Annotated in this window: 27 protein-coding genes and 1 tRNA gene; 16 read left to right on the forward strand and 12 right to left on the reverse strand. The window is 58.1% G+C overall.

What is annotated here, in order from left to right; genetic code table 11:
- Positions 1 to 61: 61 nt before the first annotated feature.
- The 3 genes from FE702_RS03030 to FE702_RS03040 are packed head-to-tail and all read left to right on the forward strand — an operon-like array spanning position 62 to position 3,591.
- Positions 62 to 1,699, forward strand: a complete 1,638-nt coding sequence (locus FE702_RS03030) for an alpha-amylase family glycosyl hydrolase (RefSeq protein ID WP_255449563.1) — start codon at positions 62 to 64, stop codon at positions 1,697 to 1,699.
- A 20-nt stretch (positions 1,700 to 1,719) separates the two neighbouring features.
- On the forward strand, positions 1,720 to 2,817 hold the full coding sequence (locus tag FE702_RS03035; RefSeq protein WP_147124729.1) for an ABC transporter ATP-binding protein: 1,098 nt from the start codon (positions 1,720 to 1,722) through the stop codon (positions 2,815 to 2,817).
- A 3-nt stretch (positions 2,818 to 2,820) separates the two neighbouring features.
- The gene (locus FE702_RS03040) at positions 2,821 to 3,591 is read left to right on the forward strand and encodes an HpcH/HpaI aldolase family protein (RefSeq protein WP_147124730.1); all 771 of its coding nucleotides are present in this window, start codon (positions 2,821 to 2,823) and stop codon (positions 3,589 to 3,591) included.
- Here the strand turns inward: FE702_RS03040 and FE702_RS03045 are convergent.
- From FE702_RS03045 to FE702_RS03060, 4 genes are all read right to left on the reverse strand, one after another.
- Positions 3,584 to 4,648, reverse strand: coding sequence for an SEL1-like repeat protein (locus FE702_RS03045; RefSeq protein ID WP_147124731.1), 1,065 nt, complete (start codon positions 4,646 to 4,648; stop codon positions 3,584 to 3,586). The genes FE702_RS03040 and FE702_RS03045 overlap by 8 nt on opposite strands.
- Positions 4,649 to 4,743: 95 nt before the next feature.
- A complete protein-coding gene (locus FE702_RS03050) occupies positions 4,744 to 5,811 on the reverse strand; it encodes a methyltetrahydrofolate cobalamin methyltransferase (RefSeq protein ID WP_147124732.1) in 1,068 nt (355 codons plus the stop codon).
- A 23-nt stretch (positions 5,812 to 5,834) separates the two neighbouring features.
- Positions 5,835 to 6,758, reverse strand: coding sequence for a methylenetetrahydrofolate reductase (locus FE702_RS03055; RefSeq protein ID WP_147124733.1), 924 nt, complete (start codon positions 6,756 to 6,758; stop codon positions 5,835 to 5,837).
- A gap of 11 nt (positions 6,759 to 6,769) precedes the next feature.
- Positions 6,770 to 7,066, reverse strand: coding sequence for a virulence factor (locus FE702_RS03060; RefSeq protein WP_147124734.1), 297 nt, complete (start codon positions 7,064 to 7,066; stop codon positions 6,770 to 6,772).
- A gap of 196 nt (positions 7,067 to 7,262) precedes the next feature.
- On the opposite strand from FE702_RS03060, the gene FE702_RS03065 reads away from it, so the two are divergent.
- Positions 7,263 to 8,369, forward strand: coding sequence for a Ppx/GppA phosphatase family protein (locus FE702_RS03065; RefSeq protein WP_147124735.1), 1,107 nt, complete (start codon positions 7,263 to 7,265; stop codon positions 8,367 to 8,369).
- Positions 8,369 to 9,091 carry an RlmE family RNA methyltransferase gene (locus FE702_RS03070; protein ID WP_147124736.1) on the forward strand — a complete coding sequence of 241 codons (723 nt, stop codon included), beginning with the start codon at positions 8,369 to 8,371 and terminating at the stop codon, positions 9,089 to 9,091. The genes FE702_RS03065 and FE702_RS03070 overlap by 1 nt, the downstream gene beginning before the upstream one ends.
- Positions 9,092 to 9,130: 39 nt before the next feature.
- Here the strand turns inward: FE702_RS03070 and FE702_RS03075 are convergent, their stop codons facing one another.
- Positions 9,131 to 9,907 (reverse strand): DeoR/GlpR family DNA-binding transcription regulator, encoded by a 777-nt coding sequence (locus FE702_RS03075; RefSeq protein ID WP_147124737.1) that lies wholly within the window; start codon positions 9,905 to 9,907, stop codon positions 9,131 to 9,133.
- A gap of 140 nt (positions 9,908 to 10,047) precedes the next feature.
- Between FE702_RS03075 and glpD the strand changes: the two genes are divergently transcribed.
- Positions 10,048 to 11,613, forward strand: coding sequence for a glycerol-3-phosphate dehydrogenase (gene glpD / locus FE702_RS03080; RefSeq protein WP_147124738.1), 1,566 nt, complete (start codon positions 10,048 to 10,050; stop codon positions 11,611 to 11,613).
- A 28-nt stretch (positions 11,614 to 11,641) separates the two neighbouring features.
- Positions 11,642 to 13,129, forward strand: a complete 1,488-nt coding sequence (gene glpK / locus FE702_RS03085) for a glycerol kinase GlpK (RefSeq protein ID WP_147124739.1) — start codon at positions 11,642 to 11,644, stop codon at positions 13,127 to 13,129.
- A 6-nt stretch (positions 13,130 to 13,135) separates the two neighbouring features.
- Here glpK and FE702_RS03090 read toward each other — a convergent pair whose 3' ends face one another.
- From FE702_RS03090 to FE702_RS03120, 7 genes are all read right to left on the reverse strand, one after another.
- Complete coding sequence (locus tag FE702_RS03090; protein WP_147124740.1) at positions 13,136 to 13,627, reverse strand: hypothetical protein; 492 nt, start codon at positions 13,625 to 13,627, stop codon at positions 13,136 to 13,138.
- Complete coding sequence (locus FE702_RS03095; protein ID WP_147124741.1) at positions 13,624 to 14,481, reverse strand: c-type heme family protein; 858 nt, start codon at positions 14,479 to 14,481, stop codon at positions 13,624 to 13,626. The genes FE702_RS03090 and FE702_RS03095 overlap by 4 nt, the downstream gene beginning before the upstream one ends.
- Complete coding sequence (locus FE702_RS03100) at positions 14,478 to 15,167, reverse strand: cytochrome c3 family protein (protein ID WP_147124742.1); 690 nt, start codon at positions 15,165 to 15,167, stop codon at positions 14,478 to 14,480. The genes FE702_RS03095 and FE702_RS03100 overlap by 4 nt, the downstream gene beginning before the upstream one ends.
- A 257-nt stretch (positions 15,168 to 15,424) precedes the next feature.
- Positions 15,425 to 15,925 carry an SRPBCC family protein gene (locus FE702_RS03105; protein WP_147124743.1) on the reverse strand — a complete coding sequence of 167 codons (501 nt, stop codon included), beginning with the start codon at positions 15,923 to 15,925 and terminating at the stop codon, positions 15,425 to 15,427.
- Between the two features lie 82 nt (positions 15,926 to 16,007).
- Entirely contained in the window at positions 16,008 to 17,225 is a 1,218-nt protein-coding gene (locus FE702_RS03110; RefSeq protein WP_222611783.1) for an RNA polymerase sigma factor, read from the reverse strand.
- A gap of 9 nt (positions 17,226 to 17,234) precedes the next feature.
- Positions 17,235 to 17,588, reverse strand: a complete 354-nt coding sequence (locus FE702_RS03115; RefSeq protein ID WP_147124744.1) for a YciI family protein — start codon at positions 17,586 to 17,588, stop codon at positions 17,235 to 17,237.
- 279 nt (positions 17,589 to 17,867) lie between these two features.
- A tRNA-Ser gene (locus tag FE702_RS03120) sits at positions 17,868 to 17,957 on the reverse strand.
- Positions 17,958 to 18,071: 114 nt separating this feature from the next.
- Here FE702_RS03120 and FE702_RS03125 point away from each other — a divergent pair.
- The 9 genes from FE702_RS03125 (at position 18,072) to proB (ending at position 25,237) form a co-directional block, all read left to right on the forward strand.
- Positions 18,072 to 18,902: a DUF2059 domain-containing protein gene (locus tag FE702_RS03125; protein ID WP_147124745.1), complete on the forward strand. Its 831-nt coding sequence runs from the start codon at positions 18,072 to 18,074 to the stop codon at positions 18,900 to 18,902.
- Positions 18,903 to 18,973: 71 nt separating this feature from the next.
- Positions 18,974 to 19,708, forward strand: coding sequence for a hypothetical protein (locus FE702_RS03130; protein ID WP_186826965.1), 735 nt, complete (start codon positions 18,974 to 18,976; stop codon positions 19,706 to 19,708).
- A gap of 184 nt (positions 19,709 to 19,892) precedes the next feature.
- The gene (locus tag FE702_RS03135; protein ID WP_147124747.1) at positions 19,893 to 20,585 is read left to right on the forward strand and encodes a 50S ribosomal protein L21; all 693 of its coding nucleotides are present in this window, start codon (positions 19,893 to 19,895) and stop codon (positions 20,583 to 20,585) included.
- 12 nt (positions 20,586 to 20,597) lie between these two features.
- Complete coding sequence (gene rpmA / locus FE702_RS03140) at positions 20,598 to 20,867, forward strand: 50S ribosomal protein L27 (RefSeq protein ID WP_147124748.1); 270 nt, start codon at positions 20,598 to 20,600, stop codon at positions 20,865 to 20,867.
- 81 nt (positions 20,868 to 20,948) lie between these two features.
- Positions 20,949 to 21,548 carry a LysE family translocator gene (locus tag FE702_RS03145; RefSeq protein ID WP_147124749.1) on the forward strand — a complete coding sequence of 200 codons (600 nt, stop codon included), beginning with the start codon at positions 20,949 to 20,951 and terminating at the stop codon, positions 21,546 to 21,548.
- Complete coding sequence (locus FE702_RS03150) at positions 21,545 to 22,084, forward strand: GNAT family N-acetyltransferase (protein WP_147124750.1); 540 nt, start codon at positions 21,545 to 21,547, stop codon at positions 22,082 to 22,084. Before FE702_RS03145 ends, FE702_RS03150 begins: the two co-directional genes overlap by 4 nt.
- On the forward strand, positions 22,057 to 23,115 hold the full coding sequence (locus FE702_RS03155) for a GNAT family N-acetyltransferase (RefSeq protein WP_147124751.1): 1,059 nt from the start codon (positions 22,057 to 22,059) through the stop codon (positions 23,113 to 23,115). The genes FE702_RS03150 and FE702_RS03155 overlap by 28 nt, the downstream gene beginning before the upstream one ends.
- Complete coding sequence (obgE, locus tag FE702_RS03160) at positions 23,112 to 24,149, forward strand: GTPase ObgE (RefSeq protein WP_147124752.1); 1,038 nt, start codon at positions 23,112 to 23,114, stop codon at positions 24,147 to 24,149. The genes FE702_RS03155 and obgE overlap by 4 nt, the downstream gene beginning before the upstream one ends.
- Complete coding sequence (gene proB, locus FE702_RS03165) at positions 24,137 to 25,237, forward strand: glutamate 5-kinase (protein WP_147124753.1); 1,101 nt, start codon at positions 24,137 to 24,139, stop codon at positions 25,235 to 25,237. The genes obgE and proB overlap by 13 nt, the downstream gene beginning before the upstream one ends.
- The last annotated feature ends 10 nt before the right edge of the window (positions 25,238 to 25,247 follow it).

Consider the following 25,247-nt stretch of genomic DNA (forward strand, 5'->3'; position numbering starts at 1 on the left):
GATCGGGGGACGGGGCTGTGTATCTGCTGAAAGAAACGTAATGAACCAAATGGCTCCTGATATGCCGGGCAAACTCATCCAAGACCCTGACTGGTGGCGTGGCGCAACGATCTATCAGATCTATCCGCGCAGCTATCAGGACAGCAATGGCGACGGTATTGGCGATCTTTTGGGCATCTGCCAACGGCTGCCTTACATCGCGTCGCTTGGTGTCGATGCAATCTGGATTTCGCCGTTCTTCAAGTCGCCCATGAAAGACTTCGGCTATGATGTCAGCGACTACTGCGATGTCGATCCGATGTTTGGATCGCTGGCGGATTTTGATGCCTTGGTCGAAGGCGCCCATGCCAACGGCCTGCGGGTCATGATCGATCTTGTGCTGTCGCATACGTCTGATGAACACGCATGGTTTGTCGAAAGCCGCCAGAACCGGGACAACCCGAAGGCTGATTGGTATGTCTGGGCCGACCCAAAGGATGACGGCACGCCGCCCAACAACTGGCTCTCGATCTTTGGCGGACCAGCATGGCAATGGGATGCGCGGCGCGAGCAGTATTTCCTGCACAACTTCCTGTCGACGCAGCCTGATCTGAATTTCCACAATCCAGAGGTGCAGGATGCGCTTTTGGAGGTTACCCGGTTCTGGCTCGACCGGGGCGTGGATGGGTTCCGTCTGGATACGATCAACTTCTATTTCCACGATGCCGAGCTGCGCTCAAACCCGGCTTTGCCTAAGGATCAGCGCAACGCGACAATCGCGCCCTCAGTGAACCCATATAACCACCAAGAGCACCTCTATTCGAAGAACCGCCCTGAGAACCTGAAGTTTCTTGAGCGATTCCGCGCGCTGCTGGATGAATATCCTGCCGCCGCTGCCGTGGGCGAGGTGGGCGACGCACAACGCGGGCTCGAGATCATGGGCGAATACACGTCCGGAGATAGCTTGGTCCACATGTGCTACGCGTTTGAGCTTTTGAGCGGCCAACGCCCGACAGCAAGTAGCATCGCTGCTGTTTTCGACCGTGTGCACGAGGCTGCAGCGGATGGTTGGGCGTGTTGGGCCTATTCCAACCATGACGTGATGCGCCATGCCAGCCGGTGGGATTTGTCGCCACAAGCCCAACGCTTGTTTGCGACACTTATGGTTTGTCTGCGCGGGTCGCTATGCCTGTATCAAGGCGAAGAATTGGGGCTGCCAGAGGCCGATGTGCCTTTTGAGGCGCTCCAAGATCCATACGGCATCGAATTCTGGCCCGAGTTCAAAGGCCGCGATGGCTGCCGGACGCCGATGGTTTGGGAAAAGTCCAACCATACCGGTGGCTTCACATCCGGAACGCCATGGTTGCCGGTGCCGGGTGAACACCTGAGCCGGTCGGCAGAAGCGCAGGAAGAAGATCCAACAGCGCTGATCCATCATTATCGCCGGGCGCTCAGCTTCCGCCGTGCGCATTCGGCTTTGGTCAAGGGCGACCAAACTCCGATGCAGGCCACGGACGACGTTTTGTGTTTCACACGCTCCGACGACCGCGAAACCCTGTTCTGTGTTTTCAATCTGAGCGACACGCCATCGGTTGCGGATTTGCCAAGCGGCAAGTGGCACAGCGTTGGAACTGAACTCGGGTCGATTGCTCCGGGGCCGGACGGGCGCCTGCATTTGGGGCCGTGGCAAGCCGCCATCGCGATCAAGACAAACGTCTGAATAGATAAGGGGAGGGACACATGGCCAATCTGAAGCTGACCAATGTCGATAAGACCTATGGTGGGGCGGTCAACGTCCTGAAAGACATCAATCTGGACATCGAGCAGGGCGAGTTGATCGTCTTTGTCGGTCCATCCGGTTGCGGTAAATCCACGCTGCTGCGGATGATTGCAGGTCTGGAAAAGATCACTGGCGGAACGCTTGAGATTGACGGGCAGGTCGTGAATGACGTGCCGCCGTCCGAGCGCGGCATCGCGATGGTGTTCCAATCCTACGCGCTTTATCCGCATATGACGGTGCGCGATAACATGGCATTTGCGTTGAAGCTGGCGAACAAGCCTCAGGCCGAAATCGACGCTGCCATCAAGAGCGCCGCGGACAAGCTGCAACTGACCGAATATCTGGACCGTTTGCCCAAGGCTTTGTCCGGTGGTCAGCGTCAGCGCGTCGCGATTGGCCGTTCGATTGTGCGCGATCCAAAGGTATACCTGTTCGACGAGCCGCTCTCGAACCTTGATGCGGCCCTGCGTGTCGCCACCCGGATCGAAATTGCGCAACTGAAAGAACAGATGCCTGAATCGACCATGATCTACGTGACCCACGATCAGGTCGAAGCCATGACCCTTGCCAGCCGCATCGTTGTGCTGGCCAACAAAGGGATCGCACAGGTAGGTTCGCCGCTTGACCTCTATGAACGGCCCGAAAACGAATTCGTGGCGCAATTCATCGGGTCACCCCAGATGAACCTGCTGCCCGGTGAAATCGTTGAAACTGGCGAGACGACGTCCATCAAGCTTGATCACGGGGGCGGTGTGATAAAATCGACCGTTCCATCATTGGCCGCTGACAAAGGTATGCGGGTCAATGTCGGTATTCGCCCAGAAGACATGGTTCAGACCGACGCGGCGGACTTTGCCTATGAAGGAAAGGTGGAGATCACCGAAGCCTTGGGCGAAGTGACATTGCTCTATTTTGAACGGGAAGAGGGCGCTGCTGATGCGGTCATTGCCAAGTTGCCCGGGATTCACAAAGACGCCCGTGGACGCGACGTGCGCATGACGGCCGATCCGTCCAAAGTTCACATCTTCTCAAACGGGGTGTCTTTGCTGTACCGGTAATCCATGACTGGTGCACCGACGAACACTTTGAAAACACGGCTGAATGCCGGAGATGTGCAAATTGGGGTCTGGCTGTGTTCAGCCAGTCCCTTGATCGCCGAACTGGCGGGCGGTGCTGGTTTCGACTGGTGTCTGATTGATTGGGAGCATGGCCCCAATGACCTCGTCAGTGTCACAGCGCAGCTTCAGGCCTTGGCAATCAATGGCACGCCTGCGGTTGTGCGGGTTCCGGATGGCGCGGACTGGTTGATCAAGCAAGTTCTCGATGCCGGTGCGCAAACCGTCATGGTGCCAATGGTCAGTACCCCCAAAGACGCGCGACGAGTGGCCGCCGCGATGCGTTACCCGCCAGACGGGCACCGGGGGATGGGTGGGGCGCTCGCCCGTGCAACGTCGTTCAGCCGACGCTCGGAATATGTCGCGACGACAAACGATCAGGTCTTTTGCATCGTTCAGGTCGAAACGGCAGAAGCCATGGACAATCTAACCGAAATCACCGCGACACCGGGTGTTGATGGCGTCTTTATCGGGCCCGCAGACCTGAGCGCGGATATGGGCTATCCGGGGCAACCCAAGCACCCCGCGGTCATGGCCGAGATTGAAAGAGGTCTGGGTCTTATTCGCGAGATGGGCAAAACCGCTGGGATTGTCGGCTTTGCCGCTGATGAGAACGCGCTTTATCGTAAATGGGGCGCGAATTTCCTAGGGGTCGGGGCTGATATGACCGCCCTTGTGTCAGCGTTCGAGGCTCTCAAGCAAGCCAACTCTAGCTGATCTTTCCCTTGGCCTCGCCGATCGCTACGCCAATGGCTTTGATCGTCGCGCCTTTAGCAGGGCCAAGGCGGCACGTGTCCCAGATGTCGTTGTCCCGGCAAAAGCGGTTCATGGCGCGGATCGTTTTTGTGGTGAGCATCCCGGAGGGGCGGCCGGGCGCATAGCCCATCTTTGCCAGTTCCAATTGGATGATACGAATGGCGCCGTTGCGCGATTTCCGTGCTGTCAAAGCCAGACCTCGGCTGAAAAGTGGTGCTGGCGCGTCAGCCAGGATTTCCTCAGAGGCAACCCAAAAGCGTTCTGGCTTGGTTTGCGCAGCAAGGCGCAGCGCGTGCTCAATGCGGATCTTTGTGCGCAGGTTTGGATTGTCCAAAAGCTCTGTTTGGAGGTCGATTTGCGCGTATGGCTTCGTTTGGCTCAGATAGATCAGAGCTGCTTCCGCAGCTTTACCTGAAAATCGACTTTCCGGATCACGGTGCAAAGCGAGAACGTCATCAAGATGATCCTTGGCCGTGATCCCGTAGGTCTTTGCGGCATCATGATAACGGATCGCACTGACCAAGGCTTCTGGCTCTGAGAGGAAGTCCGCCCATCGCGCCGCCATTTCGGCGTTCGTCGCGGCGCCCATCGCGCCCGTCGCATGGGCCAAAACCCGACGCATGTCAGCGGATTTGACCTCGGCCTCAATCGCCAATGCGTATTGATCATCGGCGTCCGCAAAACGCCCGGCACGCGCGAGGTATTTTGCATAGGATACACGCGCGCTTTCCCGACCGCCTTGGATCGCTGCCAGATATGCGTTTTCAGCTAATTCCTGCGAGGCGTCCGTGCCGATGCCCTGTGCGTAATAGGTTCCCAGACGCGCAGTGGCGCGCAGGTTTCCGGCATCTGACAGTTCCGAAAGGATTTCAAAGGCGCGCTCTGGGTCGTAGGTTGCAGTTTCTCCAACCCGGTGCGCTTCTGCCAAGGCATAAAGCTCTTTGGCTTCGGCCTTTGTAAAGGCTGACGCGGTCGTTGGGATTGCAAGGCAGCAGAGCAAAGCAATGGTGCGAAACATGAAAAACCTCCTGATAGCGATGTGCAAAATCTATCAGGAGGTTGGTCCCCGGTGTTGGGGTCAAAGGGTCATCGACCTATCCCAAAGAAGAGGTGTTAGGCCCGGCGACGGCGACGTCCGGCCCGGCCACCTGCAGGGGCTGCATCCGGGTCTTTGTTGAAATTGATCCAGGCTGCACCACCCGTATCGTTGTCGGTCAGGAAGTTCGCGGCGCGAATGGCCTCCATTTCCTTGCCCGGGCGCGGCTTGGTCGATCCAAGACCAAACATCTTGCAGAAGGCTTCGTCATCCATGTCCGGCGGCAGCATGATGCCAGCCGCTTCGACCTCTGCCTTTTTCTCGGCCAGTTTCTTGGGGCCGACGGGCAGGGCGACAGGGTTCATGATGGCCGATGTCATACCGGCGGTCATCGCCATCGGCAGAAACGCGTTATTGATCCCGTGGCGGTTCGGTAGACCGAATGAGATATTGGATGCGCCACAGGTCGTGTTCACACCAAGTTCCTCGCGCAGACGGCGCACAAGGGTAAAGACCTGAAGACCAGCCGTACCCATGGCTCCGATGGGCATGACCAATGGGTCCACCACGATGTCATGGGCAGGAATGCCGTGATCTGCAGCGCGCTCAACGATCTTCTTGGCCACAGCAAAACGGACATCCGGGTCTTCGGAGATGCCGGTGTCGTCGTTCGAAATCGCAACCACTGGCACGTTGTATTTCGCGACAAGCGGCAGAACCATCTCAAGCCGTTCTTCTTCGCCTGTGACCGAGTTCAAAAGCGGACGACCTTGGGCAGCGGCAAGGCCGTTTTCCAACGCGCCGGGAACCGAACTGTCGATGCACAAGGGGCAATCCGTGACCGCTTGTACCGTTTCCACCAGCTGTTTCATCAACTCTGGTTCGACAAAGTTGTTGTCGGCGTAGCGGGGGTCTTCTGCCATCTTGTTTGAAAAGACAGCGCCAGAGTTGATGTCCAGCACGTTTGCACCGGCAGCGACCTGCGCAATGGCATCCGCTTCAACCCGGCTGAAATCGCCGCGCTCCAGTTCCTCGTTCAGGATCTTGCGACCTGTTGGGTTGATGCGTTCGCCGATCACGCAGAAGGGCTCGTCAAAACCGATGATGGCGGTTTTGGTTTTGGACTCGATGACGGTGCGGGTCATAGTTCTTCTTTATTGTTGGTGTGTCAGCCAGCAGCGGGCACGCCAGCCGCGCCGCCATGGGTTTGCGTCCAGGTAGCATTGGTCTTGATGCCGCCCAATGGAAAGAAATGCACATTTGTTATGTTGAAATCTCGATTTGCGGCTTTGTGCGCAGCCAGTTCTGCCAGGAACTCGTTTGGTTCGAATGGCAACAACAGTTTGGTGACGTCTTTAGCGCGCTTTTGCAGGACACGCAGCGATGCGCCAACGCCGCAAGCAATCGAGAACTTGATCAGCGTCTGAAGTTTGGCAGGGCCCGCAACACCGATGTGAATGGGCAGCGTGATGCCAGCGGCTTGCAGGCTGTCTGCCCATTGAATCACGGGGCCAGCCTCGAAGCAGAATTGGGTCGCGATGGCCATCTGAGCGTCAGAGGTTTCCGAGAAAGCCTGTTTCCAGCGGAGCGCGGCCTCGACATTTGTCATGCTTCCGTCGGCATCAATGTCCTTGTTGCCCTCAGGGTGGCCCGCAACATGCAGACGTGTATAGCCTGCGTCGCCAAATGCACCGCTTTCGAGCAATTGCATCGAGCTTTCGTAATCGCCGTGCGGTTTATCAACACCGCCCGCCAAGAGCAGCGCCTGATCTACGCCTGCCTCGCCCTGATACCGTGCAATCCAGTCGCGCAAGGTGGCTTCATCCTTGATGATGCGGGCAGGGAAGTGGGGCATGACCTTGAACCCGTCAGCCGACAACCGCTTTGCTGTTGCTACCATGTCTTCGATCGGCGTGCCTTCGATATGCGCGATGTAAACACGGGTGCCTTCAGGCAGGATGGCGCGAAAATCCTCAACCTTCTCAGCGGTGCGCGGCATCACCTCGATCGAAAAGTCCTTGAGGAAAGCTTCGAGTTCGGGGTTGACCTCTTGCACCTCTGGCGCGTCGGTTTTGAATTTGAACAAAGCCATGGGCAGGTTCCTTATGCGCGGCCATCGTTGGCGATCAACGCCTTGATGCGGTCGGTGTCATATTCGGCATCAAGGCGGGCTGCCTCTGCCTCGGCGATTTCGCTTGGGTCCCCGTCAACGGTATAAGGGGCTGCCTTGCGCCACTCAGCCAGATAAGCATCGGTATCAGATGCGCCAACCTTCATTGCGGCGCGATCAATGGCCTGCTCAAACCGCTCTGGCAGCGGCTTTTTTGCACCACGACGGCCCTTGCCCACGATGACTTGGGCCGGGATGTCGCGCCAATACACGATGGTGACGTCTGGCATGTGTGATTCCTAACTTCAGTTGGTTCGTTCTAATGGGGCGATGTGTGTTCGCATGGTCGAATTTCGACAAAAATGCCCAGACAAACGACGAGCAGAACCGCGCAGGGCGGCAAAGGCTTTCGTGTCCGTGGCAGGTGTTGCGCGACAAAGGGAAAGAGACTACCTTTTCAGCAACTCGATATGAAAGGCGCGACCCATGGCGCCACAGCGTCCCAGCAGTGCGGGCGCGCTCCCTGAAACGGTTGAACCGCCAGCACTGTCTTCCGGCCCGTCCAGCCCGCTCTATGCGGCGTTGGATCTGGGCACAAATAGTTGCCGCATGTTGATTGCCCGTCCGAAGGGCCATCAATTTGAGGTTGTGGATAGTTTCTCAAAGGCTGTCCAACTTGGCCAAGGGCTTGAAAGCACTGGCCGATTGTCGCGTGCGTCGATGTCAAAGACCGTGCAGGCGATGCGCATTTGCCGTCAGAAGCTGAAACAGCACAAAGTTCGGAAAATGCGGCTGGTGGCAACAGAGGCGTGCCGCCGGGCCAGCAATGCCAAGGATTTCGTGCGCTACGTCAAACGCGAAACAGGGCTGGCGCTGGACATCATCGATCCCAAGGACGAGGCGCGCTATGCCGTCATATCCTGTGCGCCACTTGTCTCCAAAAGCACCGAGCAACTCTTGATCGTTGATATCGGAGGTGGCTCAACAGAGCTGGTCTGGATCGACCTCAGTCACGTGAAAAAGTCGCGTCGTCGAAAGGCGATCATGGATTTTCACGCTGGCTTTGAGGCCACTGAAAGCGGCGCACGTGTTGTCGATTGGATTTCGGTGCCTTTAGGCGTTGCCACGCTGCGTGATCAATTCGATGACGTGAGCGATGACGCCGCGCGCTTTGCGCTGATGAGCTGGTTCTTCGAAGAGAACCTTGCAGATTTCGCACCCTATGCGACCGAGCAGGCGCGCGAGGGCTTCCAAATCATCGGGACAAGCGGAACGGTCACAACCGTTGCCGCATCACACTTGGGATTGAAGCGTTATGACCGTACCAAGGTGGACGGTTTGCGCATGAACTCGGATCAGATTGACCGGGTGATCCGAGATTACCTAACGCTTGGTCCAGAAGGGCGGCGACACGACCCGCGCATTGGCCGCGACCGCCAAGCCTTGATCATGTCGGGTGCTGCGATCTTGCAGGCCTTACTGCGGTGCTGGCCAACGGATCGGCTCTCTGTGGCGGATCGCGGCCTGCGTGAAGGTTTGCTTTATGCGCAGATGACGGCAGATGGCGTGCTGACCGGAACGGGAAGAAACTGATGGCAAAACGTCCGGGAAATACGTCGGGCCGTGGGCAACGCGACCTTCGGGTCAAGGTCAAGACAGCGCGCGGGCGCAAGCTGTCTTCAAAGCTTTGGCTCGAACGGCAGTTGAACGATCCCTATGTCAAACGTGCCAAGGCCGAGGGCTATCGGGGTCGCGCGGCGTTCAAGATTCTTGAGTTGGACGACAAATACCGCTTTCTCGTGCCTGGCGCGCGGGTCGTGGATCTTGGCTGTGCGCCCGGCGGGTGGTGTCAGGTCGCAGTCAAACGTGTGAACGCGCTCGGCGAAAAGTCTGGCAAGGCTCAGGGAACCGTCCTTGGCGTCGACCTGCAAGAGGTCGAGCCGCTCGCGGGCGCTGAATTGCATGTCTTGGATTTTCTATCCGACGATGCGGATGAAAAGGTCAAAGGCTGGCTGGGTGGCAAAGCCGACGTCGTCATGTCGGACATGGCCGCCGCAAGCTCGGGGCACAAACAAACCGACCATTTGCGCATTATGGCGCTTTGTGAGGCGGCCGCATATTTCGCTTTCGACGTTTTGGACGAAGGCGGCACTTTTGTTGCAAAAGTGCTAGCAGGCGGGGCAGAAGGCGACCTTCAGCGCCTCTTGAAGCAGAAATTTGAAAAGGTTGCCAATGTAAAACCCGGCGCTTCTCGGTCTGATAGCTCTGAGAAGTTTGTTGTAGCAACCGGGTTTCGCGGGAGCGGTGATCAATAGTCTAGTGCAGTCTTGATGGCGGCTGGCGCGACGTTGTGATCATGAAATTAAAATCCGTGTTCCCGCATCCTTGCACACGGTCTGCACCCGCTCACTTGGCGCTTGATCGGTCACGAAGACGTCCAACTCCGCCAGATTTGCGATCCGCACCGGGGCCTGTCGCGTGAACTTGGTATGATCTGCTGCCAGAATGCTGGAGCGCGCTTGTCGCAAAATGGTCTGTGCGACACGGACTTCGGCGGCGTCGAAGTCGAGCAGATCGCCAGCTTGGTCCAAGGCGGACGTGCCGATGACTGCAAAATCAACCTTGTAGCGCTCTATCGTTGCGGCGGCGGCATCGCCGACAAGCCCCCCGTCAGAACGGCGCAGCTGGCCGCCTGCAACGATGACTTCGCAGCTTTCATTCTGGGCAAGGATGTTGGCGACATTCAGGTTATTTGTGACCACCATCATGTTGGAATGGCTGAGCAATTCCTTTGCGACGGCTTCTGTGGTGGTGCCGATGTTCAAAAACAGTGAACTGTCATTCGGAATCAGACGCGAGACACGCGCACCGATACGTGCTTTGCGGTCGCGGTTCAGCGCCTGCCGATCAGCATAGCCGATATGGCGGACGCCAGAGGGCAGGATGGCTCCGCCGTGGACGCGTTCAAGCAATCCGGCATCTACGAGTTTGCGCAGGTCCGTCCGAATGGTTTGGGGCGTCACCCCGATCTCGTGGGCAAGCCGTGTTGCGTTGACCTGACCCGCACTGCGTGCCGCCGAAAGGATGCGCGCATGACGCAGCGGTTCAGACAAGCTTTCGTTTTTGTTCATAAGGAGAAAATAAACGAAAGCGGATCTGCGGGAAAGTCCACTTTTGCGCAGAAAATGCCCTAATCAAGCGAAAGTCATGCTGATAAGCGCGTGTAAGCATGCGTGTCCTGCGTTAGCGGATACGCAACTCGGAGGGTGTCATGGCTGACTACGATCTTTTTATCATCGGTGGCGGGATCAATGGCTGCGGGATCGCGCGTGACGCGGCAGGTCGCGGCATGAATGTTGGGCTGGCCGAGATGAAGGACCTTGGTTGGGCCACGTCATCGGCATCCACGAAGCTGTTCCATGGTGGGTTGCGGTATCTTGAGTATTTCGAATTCCGGCTTGTCCGTGAAAGCCTGATCGAGCGGGAGCGCCTCCTCAACGCCATGCCGCATATCTCTTGGCCGATGCGCTTTGTCCTACCGTACCACAAAGACATGCGGTTTGAGAGCACGACCCCGACATCCAAGCTGCTGACCCGCATCATGCCTTGGATGAAGGGGCGGCGGCCCGCTTGGCTGATCCGGTTGGGTTTGTTTTTGTATGACAATCTGGGCGGACGCAAAATCCTGCCAGCAACGTCGACAATCGCCCTTCGCTCTGCACCCGAGGGCGCACCGTTGCAGGACAAATTCGCCAAGGCATACGAATACTCGGACTGCTGGGTCGAAGATAGCCGACTAGTGATCCTGTGCGCCCGCGATGCCGAGGCGCGTGGTGCGACGATTATGTCCCGGACCAAGGTGATCCGCGCCGAACGGGTCGGTGAACTTTGGGAAATCACGTTGGAAAACGAAGGTGGGCAACGCGTTGTGACGGCAAAAGCGCTGATCAACGCCGGCGGCCCGTGGGTAGAAGACGTGATCCGCGGCAAGGTGGGCATCAATTCCTCTGAAGGTGTCCGGCTTGTTCGCGGCAGCCACATTGTCACGCGAAAGCTCTACGACCACGACAAGTGCTACTTCTTTCAGGGGGAAGACGGGCGCATCATCTTTGCGATCCCCTATGAAAACGACTTCACGCTTATCGGGACCACGGACGCCGAACACACCGATCCCGCGACGCAGCCGACCTGCACCCCGGAAGAGCGCGATTACCTGATGGCGTTTGCATCCAAGTATATCAAAACGCCTGTGACCAAAGAAGACATCGTTTGGACTTACTCGGGTGTGCGCCCGCTTTATGATGATGGGGCATCCAATGCCTCTGCGGCGACGCGTGACTACGTCTTTACCCTCGATCAATCTGGTGCGCCGCTTTTGAACGTGTTTGGGGGCAAGATCACGACGTTCCGCAAATTGGCAGAGCACGCACTTGAAAAGCTCGAAGAGGCAATGCCGATACCTGGGCAATCCTGGACCGCCAACGCCAATATGCCGGGTGGTGACTTCGAGGTGCATCAAGTTCCTGAAAAGATTGAACGTCTCCAACAGGACTATCCGTTTCTTGACCGCGCATGGGCGACCCGCCTGATCAAGGCGTATGGGACCGAGGCATGGGATGTGCTTGGCACCGCCCAATCGGCAGAGGATCTGGGCGAGGTCTTTGGAGCAACACTCACGGAGCGTGAAGTGGAATGGCTGATGACCCGCGAATTTGCGACCACGGCCGAAGATATCCTCTGGCGTCGATCCAAGCTTGGCCTCAGACTGGACGAACCCGAGGTCGAGGCTTTGACCGCTTGGGTGGACGATCACCGGGTCGCGCAGCGGGCGGCGTGAAGACAGACGAATAAAGGGGAGGGGACCGATGGGCTACATCATGGCCATCGATCAGGGCACAACATCAAGCCGTGCGATCATCTTTGACAGCGCGATGAAGGTTGTCGCGACCGCACAAGAGGAATTCACGCAGCATTTCCCGAATTCCGGTTGGGTTGAACATGATCCTGCTGACCTTTGGGGCACGGTCGTGGCGACCGCGCGCGGCGCCATGGAGCGCGCTGATATCACCGCCGGTGACATCGCGGCGATTGGGATCACAAACCAGCGTGAGACGACCCTGGTGTGGGACCGCGAAAGCGGGAAACCGATCCACAACGCCATCGTCTGGCAGGACAGGCGGACCGAGCCGTTCTGCAAAGAGCTGCGCGCAGAAGGCTTTGAGGCGGAAATCACAAAACGTACGGGCCTGTTGGCTGACCCATATTTCAGCGGAACCAAGGTGCACTACATCCTGAATACCGTCGATGGCGCCAAAGAGGCCGCGCAGGCGGGCAAGCTGATGTTTGGCACCGTCGATTGCTATCTGATCTGGAAGCTGACCGGCGGCAAAGCGCATGTCACCGACGCCACCAACGCCGCGCGGACGATGCTTTACAACATCCGCGAAGGCTGCTGGGACGATGTGATCTGTGAACGGTTCGGCATCCCGATGTCGATGCTGCCGGAGGTGCGCGATTGCGCGTCTGACTTTGGCGTCACACGCGGCGATTTGTTCGGAGCGGAAATCCCGATCATGGGCGTTGCCGGAGACCAACAGGCCGCCACAGTCGGACAGGCCTGCTTTGATGCGGGGATGTTGAAATCGACATACGGAACTGGCTGTTTTGCCCTCTTGAATACCGGCGACACGCTGGTCGAAAGCCAAAACAGGTTGCTCGGAACGATTGCCTATCAGTTCGACGGCAAACCAACCTACGCCTTGGAAGGCTCGATCTTTATTGCGGGTGCCGTGGTCCAATGGTTGCGTGACGGTCTTAAGATCATTCGCGAGGCCGCCGAAACACAGCCTTTGGCTGAAACGGCTGATACCACGCAGGATCTTTACCTTGTGCCCGCGTTCACAGGCCTCGGCGCACCTTACTGGGATGCAGAATGTCGCGGCGCGATTTACGGTCTTACCCGTGGTTCTGGTCCGGCGGAATTTGCCAAGGCAGCTTTGGAAAGCGTGGGCTTCCAGACCCGTGATCTGTCAGAGGCCATGCGCGCGGATTGGACATCATCGGGCGGCGACAACGTGCTGCGCGTCGATGGTGGCATGAGCGCAAGCGATTGGACCATGCAATTCCTTGCCGATATCCTCGGCGCGCCGGTTGATCGTCCAGAAGTCCTTGAGACAACTGCTTTGGGTGCCGCTTGGCTGGCCGGGCAGCGGGCGGGCGTTTACCCCGACCAAGCTGGCTTTGCCGAGACTTGGGCGCTAGATCGGCGGTTTGAGCCACGGATGGATGCCGCGACCCGCGACGCCCGCTATGCAGGTTGGAAAGACGCCGTTTCGCGGACCTTGTCGCGCTGACGGTCCTTATTCATAGGCCAAAGCTACCCAGATGTGCACGACCATGAGCGTCACCATCATGGCGCTCAGCATCGTGTGCATGGCCAACCATGCCATGTACATCCATTGCCTTGGATAGCGCACGACCTCTCGGTTCAGTAGCCCGGTCAGGGCGACCAGGATGAAGAGCACAGCAAGCGCGCTCATCCACGTATGGCCAAGCCGCACGGCGTGAAGCGCAAACAGAAGCGTTGCACCGACGCCCACCCAGCGATGGGCGAGATAATGCCCGCGCGCCCGGGTCGTGTTGCCGGTCAGACGCTGAAAAAACACGACCCATTGATACAGGATCGCAGCCAGCAGTGCGGTGCCTGTCAAGGTTTGCCACCAAAAGCTGACCTGTAGGGGCGTCAGCCAGCCACGAGTCATTTGGGACAAGCCCAGCACTGCCAATGCCAGAGTGATCACGCCGAGAATTACGTAGGGGCGCTGTCGGAATGTGGTGACGAGCGTTGTCATTGCAAAACCGCCGCCAGTTTGTCGTCACCGGGCAATCCATCGCGCAAGATAAGCTCGTTCATCACCGTTTCGGCGGCCTTCGCGCGGACGGCTGCCATGAATGTCGGGACATCGGGCAATGCAACTCCGCGCTCTGGCGATGGCCAATCGGTGCCGATTGCGGGCGGCGTTTCAAACCCTTTCACCTTGTCCAAGTATAGCCCGTAAGCCTCGGCGACCGATGCCATAAAGGCGTCAGTGGTCAGCAGGTATTCATCAGGATGCAAGCTGGCGCGCGGGTACGTCCACGTGGTTGCGCCCATGACGTCATCGAGTTTCCAGTCTGTCTTTGGGCTGTCCTTGTGGTCATTGTGACAGCTGACACAGGGTCCGGCGCCGGCAATGTCTGGGTACATCGCAATCTGACCCGCCGTGCTTGATACAGAAAAGACAGGGGCGCGCGTGGCTTTGACCTCTTCAAAGGCGATGGTCTGGGTCTCGCTGAACAGGTTTGATTTGTTGATGGGCGCGTCCGAGCCAAGGTACAGGCCGAGACGGGGTGGCTTGCTTTCCATACGTCCGGCCACCACGCGCAGGAACAATGCGGGCAGGGGACCTGCCTCAACATCCGGTTCGCTCCACTCTTCGCTGAATTTCAAGCCGGATTTAAGCCCCGGGCCAACGATGCGGGCCGTGTAGATTGTGCGTGCCGCGTCGTTGATGGCGTTGACCGCGTTGAACATGTTTTCCACGTCCAGACTGCGTTGTGTTTCGGTTGCGCTGGTCGTCTCGGGCAACTCTGGCGGAGCAGACACGAGGAGCCAGATTGCGATGCAAGACAGCGCTCCGGCGAGGGCAATGCGAAAGGATTTCATGGCTGGTTCGCCTTTTCGGCTTGGGCTGGGTAGGATTTTGTTGCGCCATAGGGGTTTGGCCCCTGTTTCAGATAGGCGCGGATGACCGCAGGCTCATGGGCCAAGGCGAGCGTCTTTTGCGCCTTGCGAGCGTGGTTTCCGTGGAAATCATGACATCCTAGACAGGTGTCCCAACGCTTGTCGCTGATCAGGGCGACATGAGGGACATCAATGGGATCATTGCGAACATCCAGGTCTTCGTGGCAGGCCACACAGATCGTAGGCTCGACTTGCACGCGTTCGGCTTTGTGTTCGGAATGGCAGCCAAGACAACTGGTAGCGCCCACCTCTTTCAACGCGTCCTGAAAGCGCGGTTCTTGAAATCTGTAGATCGGGTGGCGGTCGTTCGGGCGATCGTGACATGCGATGCATTGGCGCGATGTGACCGGCCCATAACCGAAATCCGCAGGCGTTTCCCTCAACCCGACCAAATGCCGAAGGTTTGCCTGCGTTTGTTGGCGGATTGAGCCGATGCTGGCTTCGTGGCAGCCGCTGCACCCGACATCGGCATGACCTTTTTGGATGGGGCCGTGGCTGATTAGGGTCATCGCTTGCGGCATCGTCAGAGCCGCGGTTGAAAGCGCGGCCATCGGAACAAGTGTCAGGAGCGCAAGCCTTCGTATGAGGCCTGCCGAAAGGCGGGGCATAGGATGATTTCCATTAAATCAGGGTGGCGGTACAAAGCGCCAAGACAACACGCTGACATTGCAAGGCGGGATGCACCTCGGCCCAAACTCGGGCGTTAACAAATCGTTAATGGTGTCAGGGTACCCCAATCATAGCGCCCGAAAATCCGCTGGATAAGCCTAATCATATCTGGCGGAGCATGATTGCGCCAAGCAAAGGCAAAGCGCCGTCTGCTGCAAGCAGACGACGCTTTTCTCCGCACCAGGTGAAAAGGGGCTTAGGCGGGTTTAGCCAAATTGCGCAGACCCAGTTCGTAGGTTTTGCCAAGCATCCGATCCATGAAAAGACCGAACACGCGGAAGATCGGGTTCATTCCAAGATCGGACGTCACTGACCAGACGACCTCAGAGCCGCCTGCATGCGGCGTGACTGTAAAGGTTTGAACGGGTTGTCCCATCGGTCCGAGATCGATCAAATGGGTGACAGAGGTCTCGGTGACGGCGGTCACTGTTTGGGTGCCCTTGCCTTCTTTGCCCTCAAAGCGGAACCCGCTGCCAACGCCCGCGTCCGGCCCAAACGGCGTGATCACCAGTTTTGGATCTGTTGTCTTGTAGGGATTGAAGGTCTGAAACCCGTCTGTCGAAGCGATCAGTTCCAATGCCTCGGCAGGGGGCATGGCGATCTGCGCCGACCGTTCGACGGTTACAACGCGCGGCAGGCAAAGCGCGATCAAAGCGGCGGCAAGGACAACGGCGATTATGCTGAAAACGGTGGTCATGAGACTGTCTCCTATGTTGTGTTCTCAGAGGCATTTGCGCCTCTTGCTCACACGACGGGCGGGACACAGCCCAATCGACAGGTCATGAAGATTTTTTTCTCAGGTCTCGTTGTTTTGTCTCAAGCCAACGCCGCGACGGGATGTCGGTACAGAGCGAAATCGCCTTGTCATAGGCCTCGGCAGCCTCTGCCCAGCGGGACATCTGCGCGAAGCAGTGCGCGCGGACGGCCCAAGCCGGTTGATAGGTTTCTATCCCTGTAAATGAGGTCTTTTCCAGCATGGCGAGGCCCTGCGCAGGCCCTGCGTCTTCGGCGACAACGGCTGCCTGACTGACGGCTGAGCCGATGGTCGGATAGACCGCAACGAGCCCAGCAAAGAGTTTCGACAGCGCGCGCCAATCTGTTTGACCGGTGGCGCGCCGGGCGCAGTGAACGGATTGAATTGCGGCTTCGATCTGAAACCGTCCGGGCAGCCCGGCTTGGGAGGCGCGCGCCAAGAGGGACATGGATCTGTCGATCAGATGCGTGTCCCAAAGAGTAACATCCTGCTCTGGCACAGGCACGAGAGTGCCGTCCGAGACGCGCGCGTCCCGCCGGGCTTCAATGAACCCGATCAGCGCATTAAGGCCCAAGACCTCAGGATTGTCCGGCGCAAGCCCAGCCAGAATGGTGCTGAGGAAAAAGGCCTCGTGTGACAGGTCACCGGCACCGGACAGCCAGTCCACGGCAAAGGCGCCGTAGACGGCTTCGGTGACGGCCTCCATCCGGTCGGGGAATTCCGAGGTGTCGGGAATAGTGAAGGGAATGCCCGCATCGCGGATCTTGCGCTTCGCACGGACAAGCCGTTGCGCCATGGCCTTTGGCGACACGAGATAGGCGCTGGCGATCTCTTCGGCTTCGAGGCCAAGCACCGTCTGCAGCATCAGCGGCGTACGGATTGCGGGATCAATGGCAGGGTGGGCGCAGACAAACAGCAATTTGAGCCGGGCGTCAGCCGCGGGGTCGGTGTCCGTGCGCAAATCAGGCATGTCTGGAACCTCATCTGTGATGACCAGCCGTTGATCCTTGCGCACCGCATCTATCCGGCGGTTCTTGGCAACCGTAAGAAGCCACGCCTCTGGATTGTCCGGCACACCGGTGTCCGGCCATTTCGTAAGCGCGGCCACAAACGCATCGGCAAGAGCGTCTTCTGCGGCTGCGATATCGCCGCTGCGCGCGGCCAGCATCGCAATCAGCTTGCCGTAGGCTGCACGCGCAACGTCTTGGGCGCGTGCAGCGGATTGATCTGGGTGTTCGGTCAAGTGACCGGCCTAGACGCTGTCCATTGCCGAGGCGCGGATTTCGATCTTGCCGTGTTTGGCTGCCGGGCATTTCTCCGCCCACGCCAAGGCTGCATCGAGATCAGGCACATCAATTGTAAAGAAACCACCAAGCGTTTCCTGGGTTTCTGCGAAGGGACCGTCTTGAATCCGTTTCTCGCCATCTTTCAGGGTGATCGTGGTCGCGGTGTCGGCTGGGTGCAGCCAATCGGTGTCGACGAAGACGCCCGCTTCTTGCAAAGCGCCGATATAGGCGCCGTAGACCTCTTTTTCCTTGGCCCAGTCTTCGGGTCCCATGTGTGCAAAATCGGCAGGGTTTGAATAAAGCAGGAAAGTATATCGCATAACTGTCTCCGGTAAGCTGCGAGGATTAAGCGGCAGCCACGGCTGTCTTTTCAAGCCCAAGTCCAAGACATGCATCGGTTTTTGCGTAGGTCATGGCCGGGTTTGCTCCGTGGTTCCGCGAAGGGCAGGAGCGCCGCTTCACCTACCTGACGGATCAGACAGGCGCCAATCGACAAATCTGCGATCTTTTTTGAACGGGCATGGTAGCGCGGGAACGACAAAGCCCCGCGCGCATGGGAAGGGCGTGGTTTGTAAGTGGTCGTATCGATTTGGGGATTATGGCGGAGAGACAGGGATTCGAACCCTGGGTGGGCTTGCACCCACAACGGTTTTCGAGACCGCCCCGTTCGACCACTCCGGCACCTCTCCGCGGTCAGGTAGCGGGCGTTTACACAGGCAAGTGATCGCCCGCAAGGGGGCATTTGCATTTGCCTTACGTTCGCTGTGCGATAGGCTCAACTTCTGAAAAAGTCAGGAGAGCAGATGACCTTTCTTCGTTCCATTGTGACCACCGGCGTTTTGGCAGCCAGCTTGTTGGTGGCCGGAGCTGCCACAGCCGCTGATCGTGCGAAACTTGAGGCATTCATGGCCGTGACGGGCTTTGACGTGGCCCTGGACAGTCTACGGCTTTCTGCAGGGCAGGCGCCTGCGTTGCTGGGATTGTCCGAAGAGAATTTTGGCAGCGACTGGACACGGTTGGCGGATGAGGTCTTTGCCTCGGAAGGTTTGCGCGCGGATGCGCTGGATATCCTTGAGCAGACCATGGACGATGAGATGTTGAACCATGCCGCGGACTTCTATGCCTCTGAGCTGGGTCAACGTTTGGTCGAGGCCGAAAACACAGCGCATATGGACGACAGCGCTGACAGCGATCTCGCAGGGCAGGCGATTGCAGCACAGTTGATCGAAGAAGGCTCGCCACGGATCGAGTATTTTCAGCAGATGAGCGCGGCGATCGGGTCAATCGAGAATTCGATCCGCGCGATCAATGAGGTACAGGTGCGCTTTCTGATGGCTGCGTCGGCGGCCGGGCTGACACAACGCGAATTGGACGAAGCCGAGTTGCGCGCAATCCTGAACAATCGCGCTGATGAGATGCGAGAAGCAATGCAGATTGGTAGCGTCACAAATGCAGCGTTTACCTACCGGGATTTTTCGGACGCAGACATGAAAGCCTATCTCGACGCGCTGCAACAGCCTTTGATGCAACGGGTTTATGAGCTGATGAATGCCGTGCAGTTCCAGTTGCAGATCGACCGATTTGAAATTCTCGCCGCGCGGATGGTCGAGCTTTATCCGCAGCAGGACATCTGATGCGGGTCTTCTTCTCAGCATGCGTGTGGCTGGCGACCTGTGTCGCCGCGCACGCCGATGTTGACCGACTGATGGCTGCCCTTCAGTTTGATGCCGTTGTTGATACCATGGTGGCCGAAGAGCGCGCGCATGGCGCAGCCCTCGCCGAGGGATTTTTTCCTGACGCGCCACAAGACGGCTGGCAAGACCGCGTCGATTCCATCCATACGATCGAACGCGCCACCGGGATCCTGCGGCGCGAGATGGCCGAAGTGTTCGCGGACTATGACCTTGAGCCGATGATTGCCTATTTCGAAACCGACGCTGCGCAAATTATCCTCGGCCTTGAGGCCTCGGCGCGGGCTGCGTTTAGCGATCAGTCACTGGTCGAAGCGATACAGGCGGACATCGATGGTTTGATTGCAGCGCGCCCAGAGCTCTTTGACCAGATTCAGGACTACATTGAGTATACCGATTTGGTCGAACAGAATGTGCAGGCCGCGTTTCTGTCGAATGTCGCCTTTGCCGCTGGCTTGATCGAAGGTGGCCAGTTTCAGGGTATGGCTCCTGAACGGCTTGCAGCCGAAATGTGGGCCGGAGAGGACGCCACGCGCGCCGATACCGAAAACTGGCTCAACGCGTTTCTGATGACAGCCTATGGTCCGGCTAATCCCGAAGATCTGCAAATCTACATCAACAGCGCGCTGACACCGGATGGCACGATCCTGAACGCCGCGATCAACCGGGCATTCCAACGGCTTTATGCCGAGACCTCGTTTGACATGGGGCAGGCCGTGGCCGAGTTCATGGGAGGCGATGAAATCTAGCCGAGTTCAGTGAACCGCGCTTGACAAATCTGCACCGCCCGACGATAGAGGCGGCCTAACGCGGGGCTTTGGCTCCGCGTTTGTTATTACCATGACGCCCAAAGGGGCGCGCAGTCCGAGGTGGGGCAACCCGAAAACGCCGCAAATGCGGGACCAAAGAGACGCGGAAGACAAGGAAGACGCAATGTTTGCGGTGATGAAAACCGGTGGCAAGCAGTACCGGGTCCAGGCGGGTGATGTCCTGCGGGTCGAAAAGCTTGCAGCAGACGCGGGTGAAACCGTGCAATTTAACGAAATCATGATGGTCGGTTCGACCGTTGGTGCGCCTCTCGTTGATGATGCAGGCGTTCAGGCGACCGTGATCGACCAGATCAAAGGCGAAAAAGTTATTAACTTTGTTCGCCGTCGCCGTAAGCACAGCTCGAAGCGTACCGTTGGCCACCGCCAAAAACTGACGCTGGTGCGGATCACCGAGATCCTGGAAAAAGGCGCGGGTAAATCAGGCGTGAAAGCCGCCGTTGGCGCAGCCGCACTGGGTGCCGCCGCTGCAGCCGCAGCAGCACCAGCCAAGAAAGCCGCACCAAAGAAAGCGGCCGCACCGAAAGCAGAAGCTGCACCAGCAGCCGAAGTGGAAGGCACCAAGCCAGCCAACCTGCTGACTGAAGCCCGCGAAGGTGGTGCAGACGATCTGAAGAAGATTTCAGGTGTCGGTCCAAAGCTGGAAGGCCTTCTGCACGAGAACGGCGTTTTCCACTTTGACCAGATTGCAGCTTGGGGTCCGGCAGAGATTGCTTATATGGATGACAAATTGTCGTTCAAAGGCCGCATCGAACGTGATAACTGGATCGCGCAAGCGACCGAGTTCGCAGCAGAATAAGGAGACACCAGAATGGCACACAAGAAAGCAGGCGGTTCATCCCGTAACGGCCGCGACTCCGTTGGTCGTCGCCTTGGTGTGAAACTTTACGGTGGCCAGTCGGCTATCCCAGGCAACATCATCGTGCGTCAGCGCGGTACCAAGATGTGGCCAGGCGAAGGCGTTGGCATGGGCAAAGACCACACGATCTTTGCGACCGTCGAAGGTAACGTCACATTCCATAAAGGCCTGAAAGGCCGCACCTTTATTTCGGTCCTGCCGGCGGCGGAGGCCGCTGAATAAGCCGAAACCCAAAAGGTTCATAAGTTTTTGAAGGGGATCGGCGCAAGCCGGTCCCTTTTTCATTTCCGAAAGCCCCGACATATGTCTGTCACTGCCCTTACACTTTTTGCCGCCAGTCAGGTCGGCACGCCGGGACCCGCCAATATGGCGATCCTCGCAACAAGTGCGGGCTACGGCTTTCGCGCGGCTCTGCCGTTTACCGTCGGTGTCATTCTTGGAAAACAGTTCATCATCTGGCCAATGGGCTTTGGCCTGATGGAACTGTCCCAAGCCTCACCACTGATATTCGAGACGCTGAAGTACCTGGCGGCGGCCTATATCACCTATCTCGCTTGGCGCGTTGCCAACCTGCGGCTTGCGCCAGGACAATCACGGGGGGCAGCACCCGGTTTCGCCGCAGGGCTGATCGTGCACCCGATGAACCCGAAAGCATGGGCGATGATCACCGGAGCCTTCACTGCATTCATTCCCGCCGGAACAGGCGCGTTTCAGGCGACGTTGACTGTCGCCTTGGTCCTGTTGTCGTGCCAAATCGTTCTGCAACCGCTGTGGGGTATCGCAGGCCAGGCCATCGCCCGTCACTTCGCCGGAAAACCCTCGGAAAAATATCTCATGTGGACGCTCGCGGCAGCGACCGTCTTGTCTGTGTTCTACGCCTTATTTGCCGGAGACCTCTCATGATCCATGAACAGATCATCGACCAGGCCACCTTTGAAACTGAACGTCTCACGCTGCGTCCGCTGCGCCCAAGTGACAAGGGTATGCTGGATATGCACGGGGGCGATGAACGCGTGGCACGGATGACCACATCCATCCCGCATCCTTTGCCGCCGGGCGCATCCGAGGCGTTTGTCAAAACGACATGGGATCCAAAGCGGACAGAAGATGTCTGGGCAATGGACGGCTCCAAGTCAGACTTGCCAGAGCTCTTGGGGTGCATCGCTCTGGAGCGGATGGATCGCGGACAATCCGAGATCGGCTACTGGATCGCGCCCAGTGTTTGGAACATGGGCCTTGCTCGAGAAGCGGTTGGCAAAATCATTGCCGAGAACCCGCAAGAGAATGCAACGATCTTTGGGTCCGTGTTTCAGGACAATCCGGCGTCTGCTCGGGTCCTGACACATTGCGGATTTGATTACCTAGGGGATGCAGAGGCCTATTCTGTCGCCCGCGAAGCAACGGTGCCGACATGGACATATCTGCGCAGAATGACCTAGCAGGCGATCTGTTTACGCAGCGGTTACACCTGCGCAGGATTACCTTGCAGGACGCCGCGGCGTTACAGGAGGCGATGGGTGACTTCGACATCCTGCAATGGACGTCCAAGGTCCCTTATCCATTCACTGTTGCCGATGCTGAGGCCTATATTGCGCGCCATCAGTTCGGCTTTATCGGCTCTTGGTTGATCCTGTTTCAGGACAGGATTGTCGGCGGCATCGCGGCAGACGACCAACTGGGCTATTGGATTACCAAGGATGCGTGGGGCCAAGGCATCGCGACCGAAGCCGCAGAGCGCGTCATTGATTTCGTGTTCGAGGAGACGGGGCAGGACTTGCTGCGCGCAGGGCATTTCGACGGGAATGCCGCGTCGCGGAACACGTTGGTCAAGCTTGGTTTTGAAGACGAAGGCGCAGATACCATGCCGTCTTTGGCGCGCGGCGATGGCCGTTTTCCGGGCATGATGATGCGTCTGACGCAGGATATGTGGACCGACCGCCAGCGGTTTGAGCTGACGACACAGCGTCTACGCCTCAGGAACCTGACCGTTGCGGACGCGCCTCGGTTAGCTCAAATCGGCGGCACGCAAGAGGTTGCGCCGATGATGCTGTCCTTGACCGTGCCTTGGCCGGTCGAAGCGGCAGAGACATGGATTGAAAGCAGCCGGTTTCGTGGGCGTCCCGGATTTCGTGTGGGCATCGAATTGGACGGGACGTTGATTGGCGTCGTTGGCCTCGGTCCCAAACAGCATGACTTTCCGTTGATGTATTTCATTAGCCAAGAGCATTGGCGGCAAGGATATGCCAAGGAAGCAGTGTCGGCATACATCAACGCTTGCTTTGGCTTGTTTCCCGACATGGATCGGATGACCGCAGACCATTTCACCGACAACCCGCATTCCGGTGCGCTTTTGCAAAAGCTGGGATTTGTCCAAACCGGGACAAATATGGGGCCAAGTGCTGCGCGACTTGAACCGGCCCCCGTGATCGACTACCGCCTTACTCGCACCGATTGGGAAGCCCGCAGATGAAGTTCCTCGACCTCGCCAAAGTCTATATCCGCTCTGGCAGCGGCGGTGGTGGCTGTGTCAGCTTTCGCCGTGAAAAATACATCGAATATGGCGGCCCTGATGGTGGTGATGGCGGCAAAGGCGGCAGCGTCATCGCCGAGGCGGTCGAGGGTCTGAACACCCTGATTGATTTCCGCTATCAGCAGCATTTCTTTGCCAAAAACGGCCAAGCTGGCATGGGCAACCAACGTACCGGCAAGGATGGTGCTGACATTATTCTAAAGGTACCTGCAGGGACCGAAATCCTTGATGAAGACGAAGAGACAGTGCTTGCCGATCTGACCGAGGTGGGTGACCGGGTCATCCTGCTCAAGGGTGGCAATGGCGGTTTCGGCAACCTGCACTTTAAATCGGCGACCAACCAGGCACCGCGCCGCGCCAATCCGGGGCAGGCAGGCGTGGAGCGCACCATTTGGCTGCGGCTCAAACTGATCGCTGATGTTGGTTTGCTGGGATTGCCGAATGCGGGAAAGTCCACCTTCCTTGCGGCGACTTCGAATGCCCGTCCCAAGATTGCTGACTATCCCTTCACCACTTTGCACCCGAATCTGGGTGTCGTTGGTGTGGACGGGCATGAATTCGTCATTGCTGACATCCCCGGCTTGATCGAGGGGGCGCATGAAGGGCGCGGAATTGGTGACCGGTTTCTAGGGCACGTGGAACGCTGTGCGGCGCTGTTGCACATCGTTGATGGCACGTCCGAGACCTTGGCCGAGGATTATCAAACCATCATCACCGAGCTTGAAGCCTATGGTGGTGATCTGGCCGACAAGCCGAGGATCACGGCGTTGAACAAGATCGACGCCTTGCTACCCGAAGAGCAGGATGAAGCCGTCGCTGTTCTGGAAAAAGCAAGCGGCGGTCGCGTCTACAAAATGTCGGGCGTTTCGAATGAAAACGTCCAAACCGTTTTGCGAAGCTTGCGGGCACAAATCGTGGCGCGTGACGCGGAAGAGGCGGCCGCTGATGAAGAGGATGACGGATGGCGTCCTTGATGTCCGCAAAACGGGTTGTCGTCAAAATTGGCTCGGCCCTGTTGGTGGGCGCGGACGGGCTGAAACGGGATTGGCTCGGCTCTCTGGCCGCGGATGTCGCCATGCTCAAGGCAAAGGGCATTGACGTGATCCTTGTGTCGTCCGGCTCCATCGCGCTTGGCCGTGGTGTTTTGGGGCTGACTGGTGCGAACCTTCCTCTCGAACAATCCCAGGCTGCGGCGGCTGTTGGACAAATCAGGCTGGCGCGTGCCTATGAAGAAGCGCTCGCGCCACATGACATAAAGACCGCGCAAGTCCTTGTGACGCTTGAGGATTCAGAAGATCGGCGTCGGTATCTGAACACACGTGCCACGCTTGCCACCTTGCTTGGCATGGGCGTCGTTCCCATCGTCAATGAGAATGACACCATTGCCACCGACGAAATCCGGTATGGCGACAATGATCGCTTGGCGGCGCAAGTGGCTGTGACGGTGGGTGCCGACCAATTGATTTTGCTCAGCGATGTTGACGGGTTTTACAGTGGAAACCCTGCGCAAGACCCTGAAGCAAAGCGGTTTTCCGTGATCGATAGTATCACCCCCGAGATCGAGGCGATGGCCGGGGATGCCGGGTCTGGCCTGTCCAAAGGCGGGATGAAGACCAAGGTCATGGCTGCCAAGATGGCCATCGGTGCAGGCTGTGCCATGGCCATCACCTTGGGCAGTCGGATCAATCCGCTGAAGGCACTCGAAGAAGGAGAGCCCGCGACATGGTTTGTCGCCAAGGATGATCCGGCAGCGGCGCGAAAACGCTGGATTTCATCGATGAAACCTCGCGGTGCTGTGCGGCTCGATGAAGGTGCTGTTGCCGCATTGAAACGGGGGAAAAGCCTTTTGCCTGCGGGTGTTACGGGCGTTTCCGGACGCTTTGGACGAGGCGATGCAATCGCCATCGAGAATGCGAACGGTACGGTTATCGGTGTCGGTCTCGCGCGCTACGACGCGAAGGAAGCTGGTGCACTGCGCGGCAAGCATTCGGATGAATTTGCCGAGGTTTTGGGATATTCTGGGCGGGCCGCATTGGTCCACCGAGACGATATGGTTCTGTAACGAGAAGGGG

Origin of the sequence: Shimia ponticola (assembly GCF_007995215.1) — a bacterium.
Taxonomy (GTDB): Bacteria; Pseudomonadota; Alphaproteobacteria; order Rhodobacterales; family Rhodobacteraceae; genus Shimia_B; species Shimia_B ponticola.

Excerpts from the sequence above, each read along its gene's own strand:
- FE702_RS03030 (WP_255449563.1), top strand. The coding sequence starts at position 62 with ATGCCGGGCAAACTCATCCAAGACCCTGACTGGTGGCGTGGCGCAACG.
- FE702_RS03035 (WP_147124729.1), top strand. The coding sequence starts at position 1,720 with ATGGCCAATCTGAAGCTGACCAATGTCGATAAGACCTATGGTGGGGCG.
- FE702_RS03040 (WP_147124730.1), top strand. The coding sequence starts at position 2,821 with ATGACTGGTGCACCGACGAACACTTTGAAAACACGGCTGAATGCCGGA.
- FE702_RS03045 (WP_147124731.1), bottom strand. The coding sequence starts at position 4,648 with ATGTTTCGCACCATTGCTTTGCTCTGCTGCCTTGCAATCCCAACGACC.
- FE702_RS03050 (WP_147124732.1), bottom strand. The coding sequence starts at position 5,811 with ATGACCCGCACCGTCATCGAGTCCAAAACCAAAACCGCCATCATCGGT.
- FE702_RS03055 (WP_147124733.1), bottom strand. The coding sequence starts at position 6,758 with ATGGCTTTGTTCAAATTCAAAACCGACGCGCCAGAGGTGCAAGAGGTC.
- FE702_RS03060 (WP_147124734.1), bottom strand. The coding sequence starts at position 7,066 with ATGCCAGACGTCACCATCGTGTATTGGCGCGACATCCCGGCCCAAGTC.
- FE702_RS03065 (WP_147124735.1), top strand. The coding sequence starts at position 7,263 with ATGGCGCCACAGCGTCCCAGCAGTGCGGGCGCGCTCCCTGAAACGGTT.
- FE702_RS03070 (WP_147124736.1), top strand. The coding sequence starts at position 8,369 with ATGGCAAAACGTCCGGGAAATACGTCGGGCCGTGGGCAACGCGACCTT.
- FE702_RS03075 (WP_147124737.1), bottom strand. The coding sequence starts at position 9,907 with ATGAACAAAAACGAAAGCTTGTCTGAACCGCTGCGTCATGCGCGCATC.
- glpD (WP_147124738.1), top strand. The coding sequence starts at position 10,048 with ATGGCTGACTACGATCTTTTTATCATCGGTGGCGGGATCAATGGCTGC.
- glpK (WP_147124739.1), top strand. The coding sequence starts at position 11,642 with ATGGGCTACATCATGGCCATCGATCAGGGCACAACATCAAGCCGTGCG.
- FE702_RS03090 (WP_147124740.1), bottom strand. The coding sequence starts at position 13,627 with ATGACAACGCTCGTCACCACATTCCGACAGCGCCCCTACGTAATTCTC.
- FE702_RS03095 (WP_147124741.1), bottom strand. The coding sequence starts at position 14,481 with ATGAAATCCTTTCGCATTGCCCTCGCCGGAGCGCTGTCTTGCATCGCA.
- FE702_RS03100 (WP_147124742.1), bottom strand. The coding sequence starts at position 15,167 with ATGCCCCGCCTTTCGGCAGGCCTCATACGAAGGCTTGCGCTCCTGACA.
- FE702_RS03105 (WP_147124743.1), bottom strand. The coding sequence starts at position 15,925 with ATGACCACCGTTTTCAGCATAATCGCCGTTGTCCTTGCCGCCGCTTTG.
- FE702_RS03115 (WP_147124744.1), bottom strand. The coding sequence starts at position 17,588 with ATGCGATATACTTTCCTGCTTTATTCAAACCCTGCCGATTTTGCACAC.
- FE702_RS03125 (WP_147124745.1), top strand. The coding sequence starts at position 18,072 with ATGACCTTTCTTCGTTCCATTGTGACCACCGGCGTTTTGGCAGCCAGC.
- FE702_RS03130 (WP_186826965.1), top strand. The coding sequence starts at position 18,974 with ATGGCTGCCCTTCAGTTTGATGCCGTTGTTGATACCATGGTGGCCGAA.
- FE702_RS03135 (WP_147124747.1), top strand. The coding sequence starts at position 19,893 with ATGTTTGCGGTGATGAAAACCGGTGGCAAGCAGTACCGGGTCCAGGCG.
- rpmA (WP_147124748.1), top strand. The coding sequence starts at position 20,598 with ATGGCACACAAGAAAGCAGGCGGTTCATCCCGTAACGGCCGCGACTCC.
- FE702_RS03145 (WP_147124749.1), top strand. The coding sequence starts at position 20,949 with ATGTCTGTCACTGCCCTTACACTTTTTGCCGCCAGTCAGGTCGGCACG.
- FE702_RS03150 (WP_147124750.1), top strand. The coding sequence starts at position 21,545 with ATGATCCATGAACAGATCATCGACCAGGCCACCTTTGAAACTGAACGT.
- FE702_RS03155 (WP_147124751.1), top strand. The coding sequence starts at position 22,057 with ATGGACATATCTGCGCAGAATGACCTAGCAGGCGATCTGTTTACGCAG.
- obgE (WP_147124752.1), top strand. The coding sequence starts at position 23,112 with ATGAAGTTCCTCGACCTCGCCAAAGTCTATATCCGCTCTGGCAGCGGC.
- proB (WP_147124753.1), top strand. The coding sequence starts at position 24,137 with ATGGCGTCCTTGATGTCCGCAAAACGGGTTGTCGTCAAAATTGGCTCG.